Genomic DNA, 22,495 nt, shown 5'->3' on the forward strand with positions numbered 1-22,495 from the left:
GAAGTGTATACCCAACTCTCACGGCTAAGCATTGAAGAGCAAGTTGAATGTTTAACACAAGCGTTAGTGAAAATCAAAAGTATCAATGGGACAAGCGGCGAAGTAAAGATTGCTGATTTTATTAAAAATACGCTTCAAAGTTTTCCTTATTTCAAAGACAATCCCCTTCACATCTGGGAACAGAAAATTAATGGCGATACGCTAGGCAGAAAAAATGTATTTGCTTTTATTCAAGGCAGCCAAAAAAATGCTCAAACAATTATTTATCACGCTCACTTAGATACGGTTGGCATTGAAGATTTTGGTTCATTAAAAGATATAGCGTTAGATCCAGAAGCGCTTCAGCGCTATTTCTCTATGCATAACATTAATGAAGATGTACAGCGAGATGCTCAATCAGGTGAATGGATGTTCGGAAGAGGAAGCGTTGATATGCAAAGTGGAATTGCTGTACACTTAGCCAATGTGCTGCATTTTACTAAGCATCGAGATCAATTAGAAGGAAACGTGCTTTTTATGGTTAATCCTGATGAGGAAAGCCAGCATGCTGGAATTATTTCTGCTGTTTCTGAGCTGAACCGTTTGAAAAAAGAAAAAAATCTTTCGTATACAGCAGCGATTAATACCGACTTTATTACACCTCTTTACGATGGAGATTCCACGCGCTATATTTATACAGGAGCCGCTGGGAAGCTGCTTCCATGTTTTTATATTTACGGAAGGGAAGTGCATGTAGGAGATACGCTTGCTGGCATAGATCCTAATTTGATTGCATCTGAGATTACGAGAAGCATCCATAACAATATTAACCTGGCTGAAAATATTGAAGGAGAGCTGGTACTGCCGCCTTCTTGCCTGTATCAACGAGACAGTAAAGAGGCTTATAATGTGCAAACTTCTGTAAGCAGTCATTTGTATTTTAACTATTTCATCTACGAACGAACGGCAAAAGAAGTGATGAGTCAATTAATTGGATTATCAATCGAAGCATGTGAAAAAGTGGAGAAAAAACTTTCTGATTATTACGAACTTTTTGTTCGGAGAACGAATTTACCAAAGCGAAACTTGTCTTGGAAAGTAGATGTTGTGAGTTTGGAAGATTATTTGGAAGAATTGGATCAAAAAGGGGTAAATGCTCATGGTTGTATTGAACGAGCTTTCGAACAGTATGCGCATTTAGAACTTAGAACAAGATGCTTTAAAGTAATCGAAGAACTTCAAAAGCTAGATCCGCATCAAAGTCCGCGTGTAATTGTCTTTTTTGCACCGCCTTACTTGCCTCATAATCACTTGAAGAAAGACGAAAGCAGAGATCAGCAGCTTCTTTATACCTTACAAGCGGCAGTGGAGAAGGTTGGAAACCAGACGGGAGAGACGTTTCAATTTAAAAAATTCTTCCCCTATCTAGCGGATGGCAGTTTTTTATCTCTTCACGAGACAGACGAGGAAATTGATGCTTTTACACGTAACTTTGCGGGGTGGGGTATTGCAGGTGCAATTCCTTTCCGTGAAATTCGAGAGTTAAATATTCCGTCCATTAATATGGGGGTATATGGAAAAGATGGCCATAAGTGGACAGAGCGAGTGTACAAGCCTTATTCGTTCGGCGTCCTTCCTAAGTTGATTCAAGAAACAACTGTTCAGATGTTAAAAAGTAGGTATGCTTGTACAAACCACATATAAGAAAATGAAGAATGGAGGTACCGATGAATAGACATACAGAACAAAACCAATTACAGAGAACAATGAAAAGCAGACATTTATTTATGATTGCGTTAGGAGGCGTGATTGGGACAGGACTATTTTTAGGTTCGGGTTTTACTATTAGCCAGGCAGGCCCTGGAGGAGCCATTCTTGCTTATATAATAGGCGGCTTTCTCATGTACTTAGTTATGCTTTGTTTAGGAGAGCTAGCCGTAGCCATGCCGGTTTCAGGTTCCTTTCAAGAATACGCTACAAGATTTTTAGGACCTTCTACTGGCTTTATGATTGGATGGCTATACTGGTTTAGCTGGGCAAATACGACAGGGCTTGAATTTACGTCAGCAGGAATTTTAATGCAAAGGTGGTTTCCTGATGTACCTGTATGGTCATGGTGCTTAATTTTTGGCGTCATTACGTTTTTAATTAACGCTCTTTCCGCTCGAAGCTATGCTGAAACTGAATTTTGGTTTTCGAGCATTAAAGTTACCGCTATCATTCTATTTATTTTAATTGGAGGAGCTGCTGTTTTTGGTTTTATCGACTTTAAAGGAGGAGAATCCGCACCGTTTCTTTCGCATTTTACCCAAGGCGCAGGTCTTTTTCCAAATGGGATACTGGCAGTTCTATTAACTTTAGTAACGGTTAACTTTTCGTTTCAAGGAACGGAGCTTGTCGGCATTGCAGCAGGAGAAAGTGAAAGCCCTGAGAAAACGTTGCCGAGATCCATTCGAAACGTCATTTGGAGAACGCTGTTTTTCTTTGTGTTAGCTATGTTTGTGTTAGTCTCTATTCTTCCATATAAAACAGCGGGAGTTATTGAAAGTCCGTTTGTGGCCGTATTAGATCAAATTGGCATTCCATATGCAGCGGATATCATGAACTTTGTCATTTTAACAGCTGTGTTATCCGTGGCGAACTCCGGGGTCTACGCTGCTTCTCGTATGCTTTGGTCACTGTCAAACAATAATATGGGACCAAAACCTTTGAAGAAGTTGTCTTCAAAAGGTGTTCCAATTAACGCATTAATTGTGACGATGATTATTTCAGGGTGCTCGCTGATTACAAGCGTCGTGGCTGCCGAAACCGTATATCTTTGGTTTATTTCGATTTCAGGAATGGTGACCATTATTGTTTGGATGTCCATTTGTGCCTCTCAATTTATGTTCCGCCGTCGTTTTTTAGCGGAAGGAGGAGACGTAAAGGAGCTTAAATTTAAAACGCCGCTTTATCCGTTTGTGCCTATTCTAGGTTTTTGTTTGTATGGACTTGTATTAATCAGCTTAATTTTTATCCCAGATCAACGAATTGGTCTTTACTGCGGGGTTCCTTTAATTGTTGTACTCTACGTGTATTATCACATAGGAATCAAGAAAAATATTAATCAAAAACAATCGGATTCACCGGTTTATAAAGCAAAATAAAAAGAAGTGCACAGTGCACTTCTTTTTTATTTAGATCGGATGCTTAATCGTTTCATACGATACTGCAAGCTTTGTCTAGTCAGCCCTAGTATCTTAGCGCTTTTTGAGATGTTGTGGTTGTGTTGTTCAAGCGTTTGTTTAATACATTCTGCTTCAAACGCTAACAGCTGTTCCTTTAAAGGAAGAGGAGGGTGAAAAGCGCTTGGATAAGAGGGTGCTTCACCGCTTGTTTTATCTTCAAAATGTTCATGCTGCTTTAGCTGGAACTTTGTTCTGTATTGAAAAGGAAGGTGAGAATAGTGAATAACATCTTCATCCATCACCAAGTTCATTGCACCTTCAATAATGTGTTCTAATTCCCGTACGTTTCCTGGCCAGTCATAAGAGAGAAAAGAAGACATGACTTGGTGATCTACGGTTTTTACATTCATCTGAAACAAATCATTGTATTTTTTGATGAAAAACTTTGTTAATTCAATAATATCTTCTTTTCGTTCACGAAGAGGAGGAATAAAAAGCGTCACGACGCCAAGTCGATAATATAAGTCTTTACGTAATCGATTTTCTGCAATCGCATCGATTGGGTCTTCATTCATGTTCGCGATGACTCGAACGTTCACCGGTTTGTCTACTGTATCCCCAATTCTTCGTACGGTTTTTTCTTGCAGTACTCGAAGAAGCTTAGCCTGCAGATTTGGATTCAACGAGTTGATTTCATCTAGCAGTAATGTGCCTCCTTGCGCTTGTTCGAAAAGACCAGGATTATCCATTGCACCTGTAAAAGCTCCGCGTTTCGTACCGAACAAAAGGCTTTCAATTAAATTATCCGGTAGCGCAGCGCAGTTTTGTGAAATAAAAGGAGCGGAAGAGCGGCTGCTGCCATTATGTATGCTTTGGGCAAACAGTTCTTTCCCCGTGCCTGTTTCTCCAATAATTAAGACATAAGAAGGAGTTCTAGTTGCGCGTTTGGCGTCTTCAATAACATCGTGAACGGCTTGACTGCTTCCGATGATGCTATCAAACGTAAAGCGTGTGTTTCCTTTTTGCCTAATGTTTTGCCGGATTAGACGCTCTAGTTTCGTCACGTCCTGAGCAATTTCAACCGCTCCTTGAATGGCCCCGTTTTTTAAAATAGGGAAGGTATTATTAATCGTCGTGATTTCTTGTCCTTGATTGTTGAAATACGTTTGTTTGACGTTAACCGTTTCTTTTCCTTTTTGCAGCGCCTGTACAAGCGTGCTTTGCTGATTTTCTTTGAACATAAACACATCTAACAAGTTTTTATGTAAAACGTCTTGTTCATCCATCAGCTCCATCTTTGTCATCTTTTCATTGTAAATAATGGTTTTTCCTGTTTCATCGACCGCATGGATACCGGCATCGACTTTATTTAAAATGGTTTCATATATATGTTTAAGAGTGCTTAATGTATCGGTCATTCAAATACTCTCCTTTAGCGGTGTTCATATCTCTATTTAAACAAAAATAGCTGAATTCTGATAGTGTTTCCATAGAAAAATAAATGAATGACCGAAGAGAAATGTTATCCGTTTACAATGGATCCTCCATTAATGTGAAGGACTTGCCCGGACATATAAGAAGAATCAGAGCTTGCCAAATATACATAGGCCGCTCCGAGCTCAGAAGGCTGTCCTGCTCGTTTCATAGGTGTGTTAGACCCAAATGTTGCAACTTGCTGTTCGTCGAACGTAGACGGAATAAGAGGTGTCCAAATAGGTCCTGGAGCTACGCCGTTTACGCGAATGCCTTTTGTTGCGAGTGAAGCTGACAAAGAACGTGTGAAAGCCACGATAGCACCCTTGGTTGAAGAGTAATCAATTAATTGGTCATGCCCATGATAAGCTGTCACAGAAGTTGTGTTAATAATCGCGCTTCCTTGTTTTAAATGAGGCAATGCAGCTTTGGTTAAATGAAAAATTGAAAAAATATTCGTTTGAAACGTACGGGTAAGCTGTTCAGTGGTGATATCCGTAATGCTTTTTTGAGGATGCTGTTCAGCTGCATTATTGACTAAAATGTCTATTTTTCCGAAAGTCTGAATGGCCTTTGAGACGACTTCTTGACAAAAATGCTCATCTCCTATGTCACCAGCAAGCAACAAACAAGAAGCCCCCATTCGTTCAACTTGTTTTTTAGTTTCATTTGCATCATCATGTTCATTCAGATAGGTTACGACAACATTTGCGCCTTCTTTCGCGTAATGATAAGCGACAGAACGTCCAATTCCGCTGTCTCCTCCGGTGATAACGGCTACTTTATTCTGTAATTTTCCGCTTGCCTTATAGTCTGGAGCGATAGAGGTAGGGACTGGATGCATATCTTTCTCAATACCTGGCTGAGTTTGCTGATGCTGAGGAGGGAAGTTTTGTTTTTGATTTTGATTCATTAGTATACACTCCTTAATTAATATGAGTATGTAAGCGTATACTAGTATTTGTTAAGAGAGTGTATCTATGCATAGGGATAAGCCTAAACGGATAAAAAAGGCTTTAAAAGAAAAAATGAATGCCGGGGGCATCCATTTTTAGCGGTAATTAATAAATTGTACGTCAATAGGTAAATCAGCGCTGCGAATAGCTGAAATAATTTGCTGCAGGTCATCACGATTTTTACCGCTTACGCGAAGCTGATCATCTTGAATTTGGCTTTTTACTTTTAAACCGGTATTTTTAATAATTGTATTTAGCTTTTTAGCGTTGTCTTTGTCGATACCTTGAATTAACTTAGCCCGCTGTCTAACCGTTCCTCCAGAAGCATTTTCAATTTTACCGTAGGAGATATTGCGTGTAGGTACGCCGCGTTTGATGAGCTTAGAAATCAGTACGTCTTTTAACTGTTCAAGCTTAAATTCATCATCAGAAATAAGAACAAGCTCTTCGTTTTCGAGCGAGATTTCGCTTTTACTGCCTTTAAAATCATAGCGGGTTTTAATTTCCTTTGTTGCCATGGTAATGCCGTTTGTTACCTCTGATAAATCAACTTGTGACACAACGTCAAATGAACTATCTTTAGCCATAATAACCTCCATATGTAAAGAGTTTGTTCTTTTATTATAAATAAAACACAAACTGTATACAACTGATATTGAATAGAGAGCCGGTAATTGATACAATACAAGTTATGCTTTTTGTTGTAAGCTATAGAAGCAGCTTTTTTAAACAATGCATGCATTTTAGTTGATTTGAAATTTGAAATGCTGTTTGATGCAAAGTGAGAAGGTATGTGGTGAAGGAACAATCACTACTAATTTATATAAAGGATGGATAGAACGATGAATGTAGAAGCTGGGATGAAAGCGTATTTAACAGTAAACCGGGAAACGCCGATTGGTTATATGTTAGCAGAAGGTGAAGAAGAAATTTTGCTACATAAAAATGAAACAACAAGAGAACTTGCTGAAGGAGAAGAAGTAGAAGTTTTTTTATACCTTGATCAGCACGACCGCTTAACGGCAACGATGCACTTACCTCTTGTTGAAGAAGGTGTCTATGAGTGGGTTGAGGTCGTAGATGTTAATCCGGGTTTAGGCGTGTTTGTAAATATCGGCATGAACAAAGATATGTTAATTGGTTCAACAGATTTACCTGCGCTAGAAGAGCTGTGGCCAGAAGTTGGAAACAAAGTTTATTGTACTATGAAGATTTCAAAGCGCGGTAAAATGTACGGGAAAATTGCTACAGACGATGTGATGAAAGCAATGGCATTAGATGCTCCACCTGAACTTTTTAATCGTGAAGTGAGCGGATATATCTACCGTGTCCTGCGCGTAGGTTCATTTATTATGACAGATGAAGGATATGTTGGATTTATTCACGAAAGCGAAAGACGTAAAGAACCGAAGCTTGGTACGCATGTAACTGGCCGCGTCATTAATGTAAAAGAAGACGGAACGCTAAACGTATCGCTTCTTCCGCGCAAACAAGAAAGCATGGATGAAGATGCACAAGTACTATACGATTACATGGAAAGCCGCGGTGGCGTTATGCCATTTTGGGATAAAAGCTATCCAGAAGATATTCGTGAGCGCTTTAATATGAGTAAAGCTGCGTTCAAACGTGCGCTTGGTAAACTGATGAAAGAAGGAAAAGTTTATCAAGAAGAAGGATGGACATATTTTAAAAAAGAAGAAAACTAAAAGAAGAAGCCGCTGAAAACTCAGCGGCTTCTTTTTATAAGTGATCAGTTTTTTTAGAAAATGAATGTTTTCCAAGCTCACGGTTATGCTTAGCTTGCAGATTCTTTTCGTGAAGCTTTGCGTTATTATCTTTTGCTTTTTTATCGTTATCGCTCGTTTTTGGCATTGTGATACACCCCTTTTTGATCGTACCTTTAGAATGCCCTGACCTCTTTAAATTATTCGATGGTTTCGTTCAAAAAGAAGACTGCAATTGTCCCTGGGCCAGAATGAGAACCTATGGCTGCACCAATAATATTAATAATAAAATGTTTGGTGCCAAAACGTTCTTGAATCATCTCTTTCAGCTGAAGAGCTGTTTCTAAATCATCTCCATGGCTAATTCCAATGGTTTGAGAAGAGAGATTTTTTCCTCGCTCTTCCATCACGTCAAGCATGCGTTTAAATACTTTTTTACGGCCGCGGATTTTTTCGATTGGAATCAATTTTCCATCTTCTACATGAAGCAGCGGCTTAATATTAAGCAGACCTCCTACAAAAGCAGAAGCTTTGCTCACGCGGCCTCCTTGAGCAAGAAAATCCAAGTCATCAACCGTAAAAATATGCTCCATATGCAGAGTGTATTGCTTTATTTTTTCTGTCATTTCTACTAGCGAGAGGTTTTGGTGTAATAATTGTGCTGCATAATAAGTAACTACTCCCTGGCCAAGAGATGCACATTTCGTATCGATTATTTCTAATTGGAAATCGGGATACTTTTCTAGGAGTTCTTCTCGAATCATCATTGCTGTTTGATATGTACCGGACAATTCCGAAGAAAAAGCTAAATAAATGCACGAATCACCTGATTTAGCTATGTTCTCAAAGACTTCATACATAGTAGTTGGAGCCGCTTGAGACGTTTTTGGCATCTTGCCTTTACGGATGGCTTCGTAGACAGAAGCTGGTTCAATCGTTTGTAGATCTAAAAATTCTTGATTATCCAAGCTTACGCGAAGCGGTAAAAAGCCAACGTTATTTTCTTGAAAAAAGGATAAAGGCAAATCGCTTGCACTATCGGTTAAAAGTTTAATTGACATAAATGTCACCTTCCTAATTGCATTTATAAAATATGAAATGAGTTTGATGTATAAACATTGAAAAGCGTTATATACGACATAGTATTAGTGTATAAGCACTTGGAGGAAAATACAATTTTTGAATAAGTTTTTTTAATTCTGCCAAATCGTACATACTATATGTACTAACTATTTTAAAGATGCTGACTTTATTCATTTTATAAATGGGTATAAGGAAGTAAGAAGTTTTAAAAAGCGGAGGTCGGTCATTTGAATATGTGGCTTGAAACAAAAAAAGCGATAGTCGTCTTAGTAGGAGCATTATTGAATGCGCTTGCACTCAACTTGTTTTTGATACCTGCTAATGTATATTCGAGCGGCTTTACGGGAGTAGCACAGCTTGTTTCGAGTATCGTGACAGATTACACTCCTTTTACTATTTCCACTGGAGTGCTGCTGTTGTTGTTAAATATTCCTGTAACTATTTTAGGGTGGAAAAAAGTGGGGAAGTCATTTACTGTTTACAGTTTTATCAGCGTTGCTGCAACAACTTTGTTTCTTGGAATTATTCCTATTCAAGCACTTTCTAAGGACATCATCCTTAATGCAGTTTTTGGAGGCGTTATTTTAGCGGTAGGGGTAGGAATTACGTTAAAATTTGGAGCTTCAACTGGTGGGCTCGATATCATTGCCCTGATTTTGTCCCGAGTAAAAGACCGACCAATTGGCACTTATATGTTCATATTAAATGCAATTATTATCGTGCTAGCAGGTCTTTTATATGGTGCTGAGAAGTCACTTTATACGCTTGTGACGCTTTATACGACCACTCGCGTCATTGATGTTATTCATACGCGTCATGTCAAACTCACAGCAATGATTGTAACGAAAAAAGGAGTGGAGCTAAGAAAGGCGATTCATGCCAAACTCGTGCGAGGGATTACGGCGGTACCGGCTAAAGGAGGCTTCACAAACGAAGATAAAGAAATGCTAATGATTGTTTTAACTAGGTATGAATTATTTGACTTGGAACGAGTAATTAAAGAGGTGGATCCTAAGGCATTTACTAATATAGTTCAAACAACGGGAATCTTTGGTTTGTTTCGCAAAGATTAAAAAGAGTCCAGGTATTCATTACCTGGACTCTCTTTTATTAATGTGTACCTTTTAAGTCATTAGAAAGTTCTTGAAGCTGAGCTTGTTCTTCAGGAGAAGCATTTTGCTGCGCATGAGACAGCATATCAGCTGCAATGTTTTCATCAGAAGCTGCAGACGTATGAGCCTGAGACGTTTGATGATTTTGACCAGCAGCTCCCAATGTATTCTGAAGCTGTTGAAGCTGAGCTTGTTCTTCAGGAGAAGCGCTTTGCTGTGCATGAGATAGCATATCAGCTGCCACGTTTTCACTAGACGTATGAGCTTCACCGTGAGCGTGAGACTGACCGCCTTCTAAAGTGCTTTGAAGCTGTTCAAGCTGGCTCTTTTCTTCAGGAGAAGCATTTTGCTGTGCATGAGACAATATATCAGCTGCCACGCTTTCACTGGACGTGTGAGCTTCACCGTGAGCGTGAGACTGACCGCCTTCTAAAGTGCTTTGAAGCTGTTCAAGCTGTGCCTTCTCTTCGGAAGAAGCATTCTGAACGATATGAGACAGCGTATCGGACGTAATGTCTGCGCTTTTCTCTTTTGAATGTGATTCTCCATCTGTATCATACGCTTGATGCAATGAGTTTTGGAATTGCTTCAGCTGCTCTTGCTCCTCAGGAGAAGCTTTAGAAGCAATACTATTTAATACGCCTTCTGAAATATCAAGTTCACCGTTGCCGTGCTTTTGACGATGAAGCTGATCTTCTGAATGGCCGGATACTGCGTTTCGAATCGCATCTTTTACTTGACCAAAAAGTGAATTTTTCATAAGTTACTGTCCTCCATGAGGAGTTTGGCGCTGGTGAGCTTGAAATGCTTCTGCCTCCGCCATAGTCATATGATAAGGAATTCGTTCATCATGTTTTTGAACTGCGTCTGCACCTTGTTTCACAAAACGTTTTGATCGATTGCCTCTGCCCATCATAAATTCCTCCTCGTAATATAAATAAAACCGACACCTTAAGAAGTGTCGGTTATAGTGTGTGCTAAATAAAAAAAATGATAGCGATAAAAATTTACCTTGCTTTTCAAAAAAAGCTAAGTTATAAATTTAACGTTTTTTCCAAATAATAAGCAATACCATCATTTTCATTCGATTTTGTTACTTCACGCGCTAGCTGCTTTAATTCGCTAATACCATTTTCCATGGCGATACCGTGTCCTGCAAATTTAATCATTTCAAAATCATTGTCTTCATCTCCAAATGCAATAATTCGTTCGCGAGGAATTTGATAATGATTAGCTACGCGCTCAAGACCTACAGCTTTATTAAGTCCTTTTTTTACAATTTCAACGACATGCCAAGGTGCTCCCCAGCGTCTATGTTCTAGTACTTCTGCATGAACATCTGAAAGGTGAGAGCGTATATCTTGTACATGTTCTTCATCTGCGTGAATTAAAATAGACGTTGGATCGTGCTGCAGCGTATGACGCAAATCACCCGTTTGTAATTTAGGATCCCCTAGGCTGAGTACATCCATTAATTTTCGATCTTCAAAATGAAGATACACATCATCTTGTACTTCTGCCATGATATTGTTGATGCGATAGTCTTGCATAGCTGTCACAATGTCATGAACAGTTCGGCGATTTAAAGGTTCGTGATGCGTGCCAAAATCAGGCTGAAGGGGATGATGGACAAGCGCTCCGTTAAAGTTTACGATAGGCGTGGATAAATCTAATTCGCTGTAATACATAGCACTGGAACGATAAGGTCTTCCAGTTGCAATCATTACAATATGTCCGTCTTGTTTGGCTTTTTCTAATACCCGTTTTGTTTTAGGTGAAATGGTTTTTTCATTCGTTAACAATGTTCCATCCAGATCTAAGGCGATTAAGTGTTGATCGTTTCTCATATAGGGCTCCTTTTAAATTGAAGTAGTTATACGATTATATTGAATTCTACTAATATTCATGCTTGTATTCCCATATTTTACACAACTTTTCCTTATGAGCAAAGCAGAACGATTGACATGCAAAAGTTGTCTTGTTACGGTGTAAGACATAGTTATTGATTGCTTACGATAAATTGTTTAAGGGTATATTTAATACGTGAAGATAATTACGGAAGTAAAAGAAAGGAGAATGAATATGGATAAACAGTTAGAAGATAAAATCATGGAATCACTAGAAGAAGTAATTGATCCAGAGCTTGGCGTCGATATCGTAAATTTAGGCTTAGTTTACGGGGTGGAAATGGAAGAAAACAACACGGTTATCGTGACGATGACGTTAACTTCTATTGGCTGCCCGCTAGCGGGTGTGATTGGCGAACAAGTGAAAAAACAATTAATTTCTCTTGAAGAAGTAGAAAATGTAGAAGTGAATATCACATTTAACCCGCCATGGGATAAAGATCGCATGACGCGCTACGCTAAAATTGCATTAGGTGTTCAATAAGAAAAAAGCCATCAACGATGGCTTTTTTTCTTATTCAATTCTGCACAATTCCAAAGGGCAGTCCTCACAGTCTATTTCTTTCTTTAAAAAAGAGAGCTTATGAATGATGATTTTTCCATCTGCCATCGAAATCACTTCGTTTTTTCGCAACTCAGCGAGCATACGATTGACCACTTCTCGAGATGTCCCGCATAGATTGGCGATCTCTTGATTTGTCAACGTTACGTTTAATAAAATACCATTTGGCTTCATTACTCCAAAACTATTAGACATGCGGATCAGAGTAGAGTAGAGAGCACCTTTTTTTCCATTTAGAATTAAGTCTCTAAACTTTGTCTGCATTCGCTTGATTTGGAGTCCCATCCACTTCATGTACTCCATAGAAAGAGCAGGGTATTGTGCTAGTTCGTTTTCTAACAACCGTTTTTGAATACTGATTGCCGTACAAGGTTCAATGGCTTTTGCTTGGAGCATATGGGGAGTAGATCCGCAAAACAGCATGACTTCCCCGATTAAGTCTCCTGAACTCGCCAGCTGAAGCGTCAGTTCGCGTCCTTCCGGCGTCACTTTACCTACTTGCACGGCCCCTGACGTAATAAAAAATAAATGAGTTGAAGGTGAACCTTCTTGAAAGAGAAAGTCACCTTTTTTAAACGAAATTTTATGATCAAAGTTCATAAAAAATTGCTGCAGCTCATTTGAAAAAGAATCCGTTGTGATGTTCATCATGTTATCACCTTTTAATTAAAATTTTTGCGACTGTTACTTATTAATCTATTAAGTTAGAACAGTCTGTATATGCTGTACGTCCACTAGCCGTATGAAAAAATCTCATACGGATGATTTTATCGATATTCTTATTATACACAAAAACAACCAGTGTTTTCCAAAACTATCTGTGAACAATTTCTAAACAAAAATAGAAAAATAGTTATAAAAATAAAAACTTATGAATAAATAAAAATGTTTAAAAATATAGAATAAAGTGTTGGATTTTTTAAATATTCATTTGATTTTATTTTTATACGGTATTATAATGATAAATAATTCAAATAGATACGTGGAAGAAGGAGTTTTAAAATGAAAGAATACAAGGTAGGAATTGTTGGAGCAACAGGGTATGGAGGAGTAGAACTGATTCGTTTGTTAGCGAATCACCCGCATTTTCATGTTTATGCAGTTTATTCATCCTCTCAGGATGGGATGGAACTAGCAGAAGTTTATCCTCACCTTTCTAATACTGTATATACACTGCAAGATATAAACCCTAAGAACATGGCCAAAGAATTAGACTTAGTGTTTACAGCAACTCCATCCGGTGTTTCTAGCAAACTTGTACCTCAATTAATAGAAGAAGGAATAAAAGTGGTAGATCTATCTGGAGATTTTAGATTAAAAACAGAAGCTCTTTATGAAAAGTGGTACAAAAAGCCTGCTGCAGCCGAAGCGTTTTTACAACAGTCCGTGTATGGGTTAGCGGAATGGTTTGCAGAAGAAGTTGAAAGCAGTACGTTCGTTGCGAACCCGGGTTGTTATCCAACAGCTACACTGCTTGGGCTAGCTCCTCTCGTTAGTAAACAAATGGTGAAATCAAACTCTATTATCATTGATGCAAAGTCCGGAATTTCAGGAGCAGGGCGCGGTCTTTCGCAAATGGCTCATTATGCTGAAATCAATGAAAATATGAAAATATACAAAGTTAATCAGCATCAGCATATCCCAGAAATTGAATCTATTTTAGAAAAGTGGGATGAGGAAATTGGCCATGTTACGTTCAGTACGCACTTAGTTCCAATGACGCGAGGAATTATGAGTACGATATACGCTGAACTTTCTGAAGAGAGCTCAGTACAAGAGCTTCATCAGCTATATGTAGATACATATCAAAACTCCCCATTCGTTCGCGTTCGAAAAGCTGGTGAATTTCCGTCTACTAAAGAAGTAAGTGCATCAAATTATTGCGATATTGGTATTGCATTTGACGAACGAACAAAGCGTGTCACGATCGTTTCTGTCATTGATAACTTAGTTAAAGGGGCAGCCGGTCAGGCCATTCAAAATGCCAATATCATGATGGGATTTGAACAGCAAACGGGTATTGGACTACTGCCTGTCTTCCCATAAAAGCACAGCATCACTAATCACGATAAAAGCAGGAGGGAACGTATAGTGATTACGGTTAAACAAACGAAAGAAAAGATAAAGAAAATAGAGAACGGTACAATTGTAACGCCGCTAGGTTTTTCAGCAGATGGCGTTCACGCTGGTTTACGTTATGCTAAAAAAGATTTAGGAGTTATTGTAAGTGATGTGCCAGCTAATTGCGCAGCTGTTTACACGCTTAATGCTTTCCAAGCAGCGCCTTTAGCTGTTACAAAAGAAAGTGTAGCAGTAGAGCAGAAGCTGCAAGCGATCGTTGTGAACAGCGCATGTGCAAATGCATGTACGGGAGAACAAGGATTAAAAGATGCATACCAAATGCGAAATACATGTGCAGAAAAGCTTAATATTCTACCTCATCATGTAGCGGTAGCTTCTACAGGGGTAATTGGAGAGCTTCTAGATATGGAAAAAATCGTGAAGGGCATTGGGTTATTAAGTCCTTCGTCGAACAAAGAAAAAGCAGAAGAATTTCAAACGGCTATTTTAACAACAGATACCGTAATGAAGTCAACTTGCTATCAAACAGCCATTGACGGCAAAACGGTTACGATTGGCGGCACAGCGAAAGGATCAGGTATGATTCACCCGAATATGGCTACGATGCTTAGCTTTATCACAACGGATGCTAAGGTTGAAGCTTCAGTACTACAAGATGCGCTGGGTTCTATTACAAATAAAAGCTTTAATCAAATTACAGTAGATGGTGATACGTCTACGAATGATATGGTTGTTGTTTTAGCAAATGGAAAAGCTGATCACCAGTCGCTTACACCAGATCATCCTGAATGGACGTCATTTTATGAAGCACTGCGCTTGACGTGTGAAGATTTAGCCAAACAAATTGCACGCGACGGTGAAGGAGCAACAAAACTAATTGAAGTAAACGTATCTGGTGCTCATACAAACGAAGAGGCAAATGTGATTGCTAAACAAATTGTAGGCTCGAACTTAGTGAAAACGGCCATGTATGGAGCCGATGCCAATTGGGGACGAATTATTTGTTCAGTTGGCTACAGCGGCGTAGCGCTTAATCCAGAAGCAGTGAACGTTTCGTTAGGTGATATCCAAATGCTAAAAAACAGCCAGCCTGTTTCATTTAGTGAAGAAGAAGCAAAAGCTTATTTAGAAAATGATACGGTTGAAGTCTATGTTGACTTGCAGCAGGGAAATGGAATTGGCAAGGCGTGGGGCTGCGATTTGACTTACGATTATGTGAAAATCAATGCCAGTTATCGAACGTAAGGAGAGAGTGAAATGAGCAGTGAAAAAATCGTCGTTGTAAAATGCGGAGGCAGCATTATCAATCAGTTAACAAGCGCTTTTTTTGAAAGTATTCAGCAGTTAAAAGCGGGTGGATATCAGATCATTGTTGTGCACGGAGGCGGGCCTGATATTCAAGATACGCTTACCAAGCTTCACATTGAAACGGAATTTGTAGATGGGCTTCGAAAAACGTCCAAAGAAGCATTAGAAGTTGTGACGATGGTATTAGCAGGCAAAGTTAATAAGCATCTTGTAAAAGAACTACAAAAAGCGAACCTAAAAGCAGTAGGACTATCAGGAATTGATGGATCTTTGCTTAAAGCAGAGGCTATCGATGTTGAACGTCTAGGTTACGTTGGAGAAGTAAGAGGCGTAAACGATACATTATTAAAACAACTAACTGACAGTCAGTACATTCCGGTTATTTCTTCCATTGGAGCCGATGAAGAAGGTAATAGCTATAATATTAATGCTGACGTGGCAGCCGGAGCCGTTGCACAAGCAGTAAATGCTGAAAAGCTGATGTTTGTGACGGATGTAAAAGGTGTATTAAAGGATGGAGCATTGCTTCCTGAGCTTACAAAGTCAGAGATTGATGCACTTATTGAAGAAAAAGTAATTTACGGCGGAATGATTCCAAAAGTGACATCAGCGGTAAATGCGTTATCTCCTTTACTTGAAGAAGTTCATATTATTAGCGGAACTGATGGATTTTTAGATAAGGAAGGAAAGCTGATTGGTACAGCAATTAAATATAGTGGAAAAGGTGGAGAAGATAGCGATGAGTTCATTGTTTCCAACATATCAACGGTTTGATATCCATGTGGAAGAGGCGCAAGGAACAAAATTAATAGATAACAAAGGAAATGAGTATTTAGATTTTATTTCAGGTATCGCTGTTTGTAACGTAGGCCATCGTCATCCTGATGTTCAAAAAGCGATCGAAGAGCAGTTAAATAAAGTGTGGCACGTGTCAAATTTATTTCATCAATCGATTCAAGAAGATGTAGCAGGTAAGCTTGTGGAACATTCAAACGGTGATGCAGTATTCTTCTGTAACAGCGGTGCAGAAGCCAACGAAGCGGCGATTAAATTAGCGCGCAAGTACACGCAAAAACATAAAATCATTACCTTTACAAAATCATTTCATGGACGTACATTTGCTACCATGACAGCTACAGGGCAGGCAAAAATTCATGATGGCTTCGGTCCTCTTGTTAATGAGTTTGTTTACGTGCCATACAATGATGAAGAAGCATTAAAACAGGAAATGGACGACAGCGTAGCAGCAATTATGGTTGAAGTCATTCAAGGAGAAGGCGGAGTTGTTCCAGGAACCGAAGCATTTTTATTAACTATTCAAGAGCTGTGTAAAAAGCACGAAGCACTGTTTATAGTCGATGAAGTGCAAACTGGAATCGGCAGAACAGGAAAACCATTTGCCTATCAGCATTTTAATGTGTCACCAGATATTATTACAGCAGCTAAAGGGTTAGGAAGCGGAATGCCGGTTGGTGCGATGATTGGAAAAGGCTATCTCAAAGAAGCGTTTGGACCTGGTACTCACGGAACAACCTTTGGAGGAAATCCAATTGCATTAGCTTCAGCCAAAGCAACTTTAAACATTATTTTTAACGAAGCATTTTTAGCAGAGGTTGCAGAAAAAAGCCTTTATTTTACCAACGCTTTGAAAAATAGCGTAGCAGATTATTCATTTGTAAAAGATGTTCGCGGAAAAGGTTTTATGATTGGAATTGATTGCGGAGAACATCAGTCGGCATTGCTTGCAGCAATGCGTGAAAAAGGATTGCTAGCACTGGGAGCAGGACCGCATGTAGTACGATTGCTGCCGCCTTTAACTGTAACAAAAGAAGAGTTAGACCAAGCGATTCATATCATTGAAGAAGCGTTTAGCCAAACAAAAATTACTTCATAATACAAATTTTTTTGAATATGTTTGTATAAAAATTCTGTTTTATAAATAATTATTCGAAGAGGGATGCACAATGAACGGATATTTACACTTAGCAAACGGCGATTCGTTCGCCGGACACATTGAACATACAGCAACGCACCAGGCAGAAGGAGAAATTGTTTTCTTTACTGGAATGACTGGTTATCAAGAAGTTGTGACTGATCCATCTTACAAAGATCAAATTATCGTCTTTACGTACCCTTTGATTGGGAACTATGGTATCAATGAGAAAGATTATGAAAGCAAAAAGCCTCACGTAGCAGGCGTTGTCGTATACGAATGTTCAGATGAAGGGTTCCATTACGAAGCGATGTACAGCTTCAAACAATATTTAAAGAAATGGAACATTCCGCTTATTACACATGTGGATACGAGAGCGGTCGTAAAACGAATTCGAAAAGAAGGTACGATGCAATCTGCCTTTTCGGCATCTGCTGAGCCGCCAGCATTTACTGCTGAATGCGATGGATATGTAGTAAAAGAAGTGTCAACAAAAGAGCCTGTTACTTACGGAAACGGTGAAAAACACGTTGTATTAATGGACTTTGGCTATAAAAAATCAATTTTACAAGAGCTGCTAAATCGAGAGTGCAAAGTAACGGTTGTTCCTTATTCTACAAGCTCTTCAAAAGTAAAAGAGCTGCAGCCGGATGGCATTGTCTTATCAAACGGACCTGGAGATCCAACTCAAGTAAGCAGTCAGCTGGATGAATTAAAAGAAATTATTTCAGCGTACCCAACTTTGGGAATTTGCTTTGGACATCAGTTAATTGGGCTTGCTTTTGGGGCAGAAACCAAAAAGCTGGCGTTCGGTCACCGAGGAGCTAATCAGCCTGTAATTGATTTAACGACTAACAAAGTGTGTATGACGTCTCAAAACCATAGCTATGTCGTAGATGAACAGACGATTACGTCTACGCCATTAAGCGTTCGATTTAAAAATGTGAATGACGGATCGGTTGAAGGTTTAATGCATAAAGACCTTCCTGTTATTTCGGTTCAATATCATCCAGAAGCACATCCTGGACCAAGTGACAGCACGTATATCTTTGATGAATTTATGACGAAAGTACAGCAAGTAGGGAGCGGAAAAGTATATGCCTAAAGACCAAACATTAAAAAAGATTTTAGTAATCGGATCAGGACCAATCGTAATTGGGCAAGCAGCAGAATTTGATTATTCAGGAACTCAGGCATGCTTGTCATTAAAAGAAGAAGGTTATGAAGTTATCTTAATCAATAATAATCCAGCTACGATTATGACGGACACTCACGTAGCAGATCGAATCTATTTTGAACCATTAACAGTAGACTGCGTAGAGAAAATTATTGCAAAAGAAAAGCCGGATGGTTTGTTAGCTACATTAGGCGGACAGACGGGTTTAAACTTAGCCCTTGAGCTTCATGAACAAAATATTTTGCCAAAATACGATGTGAAACTTTTAGGAACACCGATTGAATCAATCAAAAAAGGTGAAAGCCGTGAAGAGTTCCGTGCATTAATGAATGAACTAAATGAACCGGTGCCGGAAAGTGAAGTTGTCACAAAAGTAGAAGAAGCATTAGCTTTTGCCGAGAAAATTGGTTTTCCTGTTATTGTACGTCCTGCTTATACGTTAGGCGGAACGGGCGGAGGAATTGCTCATTCTATGGAAGAACTTGAAAAACTTTCAGCGTCAGGTTTACGTGAAAGTGCTATTACTCAATGCTTAATTGAAAAAAGCATCGCTGGATTTAAAGAGGTTGAGTACGAGGTTATGCGTGACGTGAACAATACGTGCATTACAATTTGTAACATGGAAAATATTGATCCCGTGGGTGTTCATACTGGAGATTCGGTAGTCGTTGCTCCTTCTCAAACGTTAACCGACGTGGAATATCAAATGCTTCGTTCGGCTTCAGTTAAAATTATTTCATCGCTTGGCATTATTGGAGGTTGCAACATTCAGTTTGCGCTTGATCCAAAAAGCAAGCAGTACTATTTAATTGAAGTAAATCCGCGTGTGAGCCGTTCGTCTGCTCTTGCATCAAAAGCAACGGGCTATCCGATTGCTAAAATTGCTGCAAAACTATCAGTAGGCTACACGCTTCATGAGTTATTAAATCCTGTAACAGGAGACACATATGCAAGCTTCGAACCAGCTCTTGACTATGTAGTAGTGAAATTTCCAAGATGGCCGTTTGACAAGTTTTTCTACGCGGAGAGAACGCTTGGCACGCAAATGAAAGCAACTGGAGAAGTAATGGCTATTGACCGTAACTTTACACGTAGCTTCCAAAAGGCACTGTCTTCTTTAGAAATTGATTTACAAGGATTGGAAGTAGAAGAACTGCAAGAACTTTCAACGGATGAATTAAAAAGCAAGCTTGACGAACAAAGCGATGAGCGTATTTTTGTTATCCTTGAGCTTTTACGTCGCGGTACAACGCCTGAGTATATCCATGAAGTAACGCAAATTGATTATTTCTATTTAACACACTTTACGCAGCTGATTAAAATGGAAGCCTCTTTGAAGGAAGTACGTTTTGATTCCATTACAGCTGAACACTTCAAGCAAGTGAAGGAGCATGGTTTTACAGATGCGTATCTAGCAAGCGTATGGAACGTGCCAGAGCTTGACGTAAGAGCGAAACGTAAAGCACTACATATTACGCCAAGCTACAAAATGGTAGATACATGTGCAGCGGAGTTCGAATCCTCTACGGCTTATTTCTACTCTAGTTATTATGGCGAGAGTGAGATTGAACCATCAACGAATAAAAAAGTTGCGATTATCGGTTCTGGACCGATTCGTATCGGCCAAGGAGTAGAATTCGACTACAGCTCTGTACACGGTGTGTTAGCTCTTGAAAAAGAAGGATACGAAACAATTTTAATTAACAACAATCCAGAAACGGTAAGTACGGATTTTGAAGTAGCAGACCGCTTATATTTTGAACCTGTAACAGTAGAAGATGTGCTAAACGTTCTTGATGCTGAAAATGTGACGGATGTAATTGTTCAATACGGAGGTCAAACGGCTATTTCGCTTGTTAAAGGGCTAGAAGAAGCTGGCGTCAATTTACTAGGGATTACAAATGATGTTATTGATGCACTTGAAGATCGCGACCTGTTTTATAAGCTCTTAGACGACTGTGATATTCCGCATATCCCAGGTGAAATGGCGAAAGATGAGCAAGAACTTGTACAAAAAGCAAAAGCTATGGGATTCCCATTACTTATTCGTCCTTCTTACGTCATTGGCGGAAAAGGAATGCTGACAATTCAAAATGAAACGGAGCTGCAGGCTTGTTTACCAGCTATTAAAGCGTCTCATTTCCCAATGCTTATTGATGCTTACTTCCCTGGAAAAGAAGCAGAAATTGATGTTGTAGCAGACGGAAAAGATGTGTTGATTCCGACAATCGTTGAACATATTGAAAAAGCCGGCGTTCATTCAGGAGACAGCTATGCGCTTTTACCAGCAAAAACAGTAGAAGCAGCACATAAAGAAAAAATGGTGAGCTACGCTCAAAAAATTGTAAACAAACTTCAATATAAAGGGATTATGAATATCCAATATGTTATTTACAACGATGAAGTCTACATGCTGGAAGTTAATCCGCGTGCCAGCCGTACAGTGCCTGTAGTAAGCAAAGTGTGCAACACGCCGCTTGTTTCGCTATCAACTCAAATATTGCTTGGGAAATCATTGTCGGAAATTAGCGAGAAGCTAGGTTTATTGCCGGATCCGGCTTATACAACTATTAAGTTTCCAGTGTTTTCGACAAGTAAATTATCAGGAGTTGATCCGCTTGTTGGACCAGAAATGAAGTCAACTGGTGAAGGAATTGCGATTTCTTCAACGATTGAAGAAGCAGCAAAAAAAGTATTCCATCAGTATGTGTTAAGTAAAAAAGGTGCTGCAGAAGTGTATATTAACGGAGAAGCACAGGGCCTTGAAGAACTTGCGCAAAGCGCGGGATTAACTCTTGTTAAAGATAAAGAAGTTAGTGAATGGGTAAAAACGAAAGAAGCTTTATTATATGTAAGTTTACAGCCTGAAGATAAAGAAAGCCGTATGTCAGCATTAAAACACGGTTTAATGGTTATGACGGAGGCAGAAACGGCTTCGCTATTTTTCCAATCGTTCCAAGTCGATGAATATCACGTTTCATCACTACAAGAATGGTTTCAAAAAACTAAAAAGGAAGTGACAGTATCATGAGTACAGTATCGGTAAATACGAATTTAAAGGGAAAAGATTTGCTTACGCTTAAAGATTTATCATCAGACGATATTATGTCACTTTTAGAAAGCGCCATTGAGCTGAAAGAAAAGCATAAAAATGGTGAAATCGTCACATCGTTAAAAGGAAAAACGCTGGGGCTCATTTTTGAAAAATCTTCAACAAGAACAAGAGTCTCATTTGAAGCGGGAATGATGCAGCTTGGAGGAAACGCCCTCTTTTTAAGCAGCCAGGATTTACAAATTGGACGCGGAGAAACGATTGCTGATACAGCACGCGTACTATCTGAATTCATCGATGCTATCATGATTCGTACGTTTGAACATAGCAAGATCGAAGAGCTTGCAGATTACGCATCCATTCCCGTTATTAATGGTTTGACAGATGATTATCATCCTTGTCAGGCTCTAGCTGATTTATTAACGATTTACGAGCACAAGAAATCATTTGATGGGCTAAAAGTAGCTTATGTTGGAGACGGAAATAATGTAGCGCATTCCTTAATGATTGCATGTGCAAAAATGGGAATAGATATTTCAATTGGATGCCCTGACGGATATGAGCCAAAAGACTTTGTAACAGCTTATGTTAATGAAGTAGCTGCTAAAACGGGTGCGAAGGTTACGATTACAAAAGATCCTGTAGAGGCTGTAAAAAATGCCGATGCTATTTATGCAGACGTGTGGACAAGTATGGGACAGGAAGAAGAAGCACAGCAGCGCTTGAAAATATTTGCTCCTTATCAAGTAAATGAAGAGCTAGCTGCCCATGCGAAGTCAGACTATTTATTTCTCCACTGCTTGCCTGCGCATCGTGAAGAAGAAGTGACAGCAAGCATTATTGACGGACCAAATTCGGTTGTTTTCCAGCAGGCTGGAAATCGTATGCATGTACAAAAGGCCTTGCTTCAAGCAATTTTAGGCTAAGAAAAAAACCTTTCTGAGAATATCAGAAAGGTTTTTTTGTTTAAAGGGAATTAA

General features: G+C 39.2%; 21 protein-coding genes. 12 read left to right on the plus strand and 9 right to left on the minus strand.

What is annotated here, in order from left to right:
* Nucleotides 1-3: 3 nt before the first annotated feature.
* Complete coding sequence (locus ACH0CI_RS22155; RefSeq protein ID WP_406902282.1) at nucleotides 4-1,683, plus strand: M20/M25/M40 family metallo-hydrolase; 1,680 nt, start codon at nucleotides 4-6, stop codon at nucleotides 1,681-1,683.
* A gap of 23 nt (nucleotides 1,684-1,706) precedes the next feature.
* Nucleotides 1,707-3,125 carry an amino acid permease gene (locus tag ACH0CI_RS22160; protein WP_028412397.1) on the plus strand — a complete coding sequence of 473 codons (1,419 nt, stop codon included), beginning with the start codon at nucleotides 1,707-1,709 and terminating at the stop codon, nucleotides 3,123-3,125.
* 26 nt (nucleotides 3,126-3,151) lie between these two features.
* Here ACH0CI_RS22160 and ACH0CI_RS22165 read toward each other — a convergent pair whose 3' ends face one another.
* The 3 genes from ACH0CI_RS22165 to ACH0CI_RS22175 form a co-directional block, all read right to left on the minus strand.
* Nucleotides 3,152-4,564 (minus strand): sigma-54 interaction domain-containing protein, encoded by a 1,413-nt coding sequence (locus ACH0CI_RS22165; protein ID WP_034267719.1) that lies wholly within the window; start codon nucleotides 4,562-4,564, stop codon nucleotides 3,152-3,154.
* 104 nt (nucleotides 4,565-4,668) lie between these two features.
* Nucleotides 4,669-5,532: an SDR family oxidoreductase gene (locus ACH0CI_RS22170; protein ID WP_028412395.1), complete on the minus strand. Its 864-nt coding sequence runs from the start codon at nucleotides 5,530-5,532 to the stop codon at nucleotides 4,669-4,671.
* 138 nt (nucleotides 5,533-5,670) lie between these two features.
* On the minus strand, nucleotides 5,671-6,162 hold the full coding sequence (locus tag ACH0CI_RS22175; protein WP_014461618.1) for a YajQ family cyclic di-GMP-binding protein: 492 nt from the start codon (nucleotides 6,160-6,162) through the stop codon (nucleotides 5,671-5,673).
* A gap of 255 nt (nucleotides 6,163-6,417) precedes the next feature.
* Between ACH0CI_RS22175 and ACH0CI_RS22180 the strand changes: the two genes are divergently transcribed.
* Nucleotides 6,418-7,281 carry a CvfB family protein gene (locus ACH0CI_RS22180; protein ID WP_028412394.1) on the plus strand — a complete coding sequence of 288 codons (864 nt, stop codon included), beginning with the start codon at nucleotides 6,418-6,420 and terminating at the stop codon, nucleotides 7,279-7,281.
* A 34-nt stretch (nucleotides 7,282-7,315) separates the two neighbouring features.
* Here ACH0CI_RS22180 and ACH0CI_RS22185 read toward each other — a convergent pair whose 3' ends face one another.
* Nucleotides 7,316-7,447: a DUF3941 domain-containing protein gene (locus ACH0CI_RS22185; RefSeq protein WP_013055378.1), complete on the minus strand. Its 132-nt coding sequence runs from the start codon at nucleotides 7,445-7,447 to the stop codon at nucleotides 7,316-7,318.
* Between the two features lie 52 nt (nucleotides 7,448-7,499).
* Nucleotides 7,500-8,360: a DegV family protein gene (locus ACH0CI_RS22190; RefSeq protein ID WP_406902283.1), complete on the minus strand. Its 861-nt coding sequence runs from the start codon at nucleotides 8,358-8,360 to the stop codon at nucleotides 7,500-7,502.
* Between the two features lie 255 nt (nucleotides 8,361-8,615).
* On the opposite strand from ACH0CI_RS22190, the gene ACH0CI_RS22195 reads away from it, so the two are divergent.
* Nucleotides 8,616-9,455, plus strand: coding sequence for a YitT family protein (locus tag ACH0CI_RS22195; protein ID WP_025749916.1), 840 nt, complete (start codon nucleotides 8,616-8,618; stop codon nucleotides 9,453-9,455).
* Between the two features lie 37 nt (nucleotides 9,456-9,492).
* Here ACH0CI_RS22195 and ACH0CI_RS22200 read toward each other — a convergent pair whose 3' ends face one another.
* The 3 genes from ACH0CI_RS22200 to ACH0CI_RS22210 form a co-directional block, all read right to left on the minus strand.
* Nucleotides 9,493-10,254 carry a DUF3813 family protein gene (locus ACH0CI_RS22200; RefSeq protein WP_155008539.1) on the minus strand — a complete coding sequence of 254 codons (762 nt, stop codon included), beginning with the start codon at nucleotides 10,252-10,254 and terminating at the stop codon, nucleotides 9,493-9,495.
* A gap of 3 nt (nucleotides 10,255-10,257) precedes the next feature.
* Entirely contained in the window at nucleotides 10,258-10,407 is a 150-nt protein-coding gene (locus ACH0CI_RS22205; RefSeq protein WP_162200718.1) for a hypothetical protein, read from the minus strand.
* 121 nt (nucleotides 10,408-10,528) lie between these two features.
* Nucleotides 10,529-11,341, minus strand: a complete 813-nt coding sequence (locus tag ACH0CI_RS22210) for a Cof-type HAD-IIB family hydrolase (protein ID WP_028412391.1) — start codon at nucleotides 11,339-11,341, stop codon at nucleotides 10,529-10,531.
* Between the two features lie 235 nt (nucleotides 11,342-11,576).
* On the opposite strand from ACH0CI_RS22210, the gene ACH0CI_RS22215 reads away from it, so the two are divergent.
* A complete protein-coding gene (locus ACH0CI_RS22215) occupies nucleotides 11,577-11,885 on the plus strand; it encodes a metal-sulfur cluster assembly factor (RefSeq protein WP_013055384.1) in 309 nt (102 codons plus the stop codon).
* Nucleotides 11,886-11,915: 30 nt separating this feature from the next.
* On the opposite strand, the gene ACH0CI_RS22220 is transcribed toward ACH0CI_RS22215, so the two are convergent.
* Entirely contained in the window at nucleotides 11,916-12,614 is a 699-nt protein-coding gene (locus tag ACH0CI_RS22220; RefSeq protein WP_028407448.1) for a Crp/Fnr family transcriptional regulator, read from the minus strand.
* Nucleotides 12,615-12,965: 351 nt separating this feature from the next.
* Here ACH0CI_RS22220 and argC point away from each other — a divergent pair, with 351 nt between their 5' ends.
* The 7 genes from argC (at nucleotide 12,966) to argF (ending at nucleotide 22,441) form a co-directional block, all read left to right on the plus strand.
* Nucleotides 12,966-14,009, plus strand: coding sequence for an N-acetyl-gamma-glutamyl-phosphate reductase (argC, locus tag ACH0CI_RS22225; protein ID WP_033578033.1), 1,044 nt, complete (start codon nucleotides 12,966-12,968; stop codon nucleotides 14,007-14,009).
* 45 nt (nucleotides 14,010-14,054) lie between these two features.
* On the plus strand, nucleotides 14,055-15,290 hold the full coding sequence (gene argJ, locus ACH0CI_RS22230; protein WP_028412388.1) for a bifunctional ornithine acetyltransferase/N-acetylglutamate synthase: 1,236 nt from the start codon (nucleotides 14,055-14,057) through the stop codon (nucleotides 15,288-15,290).
* Nucleotides 15,291-15,302: 12 nt separating this feature from the next.
* Entirely contained in the window at nucleotides 15,303-16,127 is an 825-nt protein-coding gene (gene argB / locus ACH0CI_RS22235; protein ID WP_335707855.1) for an acetylglutamate kinase, read from the plus strand.
* On the plus strand, nucleotides 16,093-17,247 hold the full coding sequence (locus tag ACH0CI_RS22240) for an acetylornithine transaminase (RefSeq protein WP_335707856.1): 1,155 nt from the start codon (nucleotides 16,093-16,095) through the stop codon (nucleotides 17,245-17,247). The genes argB and ACH0CI_RS22240 overlap by 35 nt, the downstream gene beginning before the upstream one ends.
* 70 nt (nucleotides 17,248-17,317) lie before the next feature.
* Entirely contained in the window at nucleotides 17,318-18,391 is a 1,074-nt protein-coding gene (locus ACH0CI_RS22245; protein WP_028412385.1) for a carbamoyl phosphate synthase small subunit, read from the plus strand.
* Nucleotides 18,384-21,494 carry a carbamoyl-phosphate synthase (glutamine-hydrolyzing) large subunit gene (locus ACH0CI_RS22250; protein WP_034267693.1) on the plus strand — a complete coding sequence of 1,037 codons (3,111 nt, stop codon included), beginning with the start codon at nucleotides 18,384-18,386 and terminating at the stop codon, nucleotides 21,492-21,494. Before ACH0CI_RS22245 ends, ACH0CI_RS22250 begins: the two co-directional genes overlap by 8 nt.
* Nucleotides 21,491-22,441, plus strand: a complete 951-nt coding sequence (gene argF, locus ACH0CI_RS22255; RefSeq protein WP_028412383.1) for an ornithine carbamoyltransferase — start codon at nucleotides 21,491-21,493, stop codon at nucleotides 22,439-22,441. Before ACH0CI_RS22250 ends, argF begins: the two co-directional genes overlap by 4 nt.
* Nucleotides 22,442-22,495: the final 54 nt, after the last annotated feature.

This window comes from Priestia sp. 179-F W1.4 NHS (assembly GCF_045369295.1).
GTDB lineage: Bacteria > Bacillota > Bacilli > Bacillales > Bacillaceae_H > Priestia > Priestia zanthoxyli.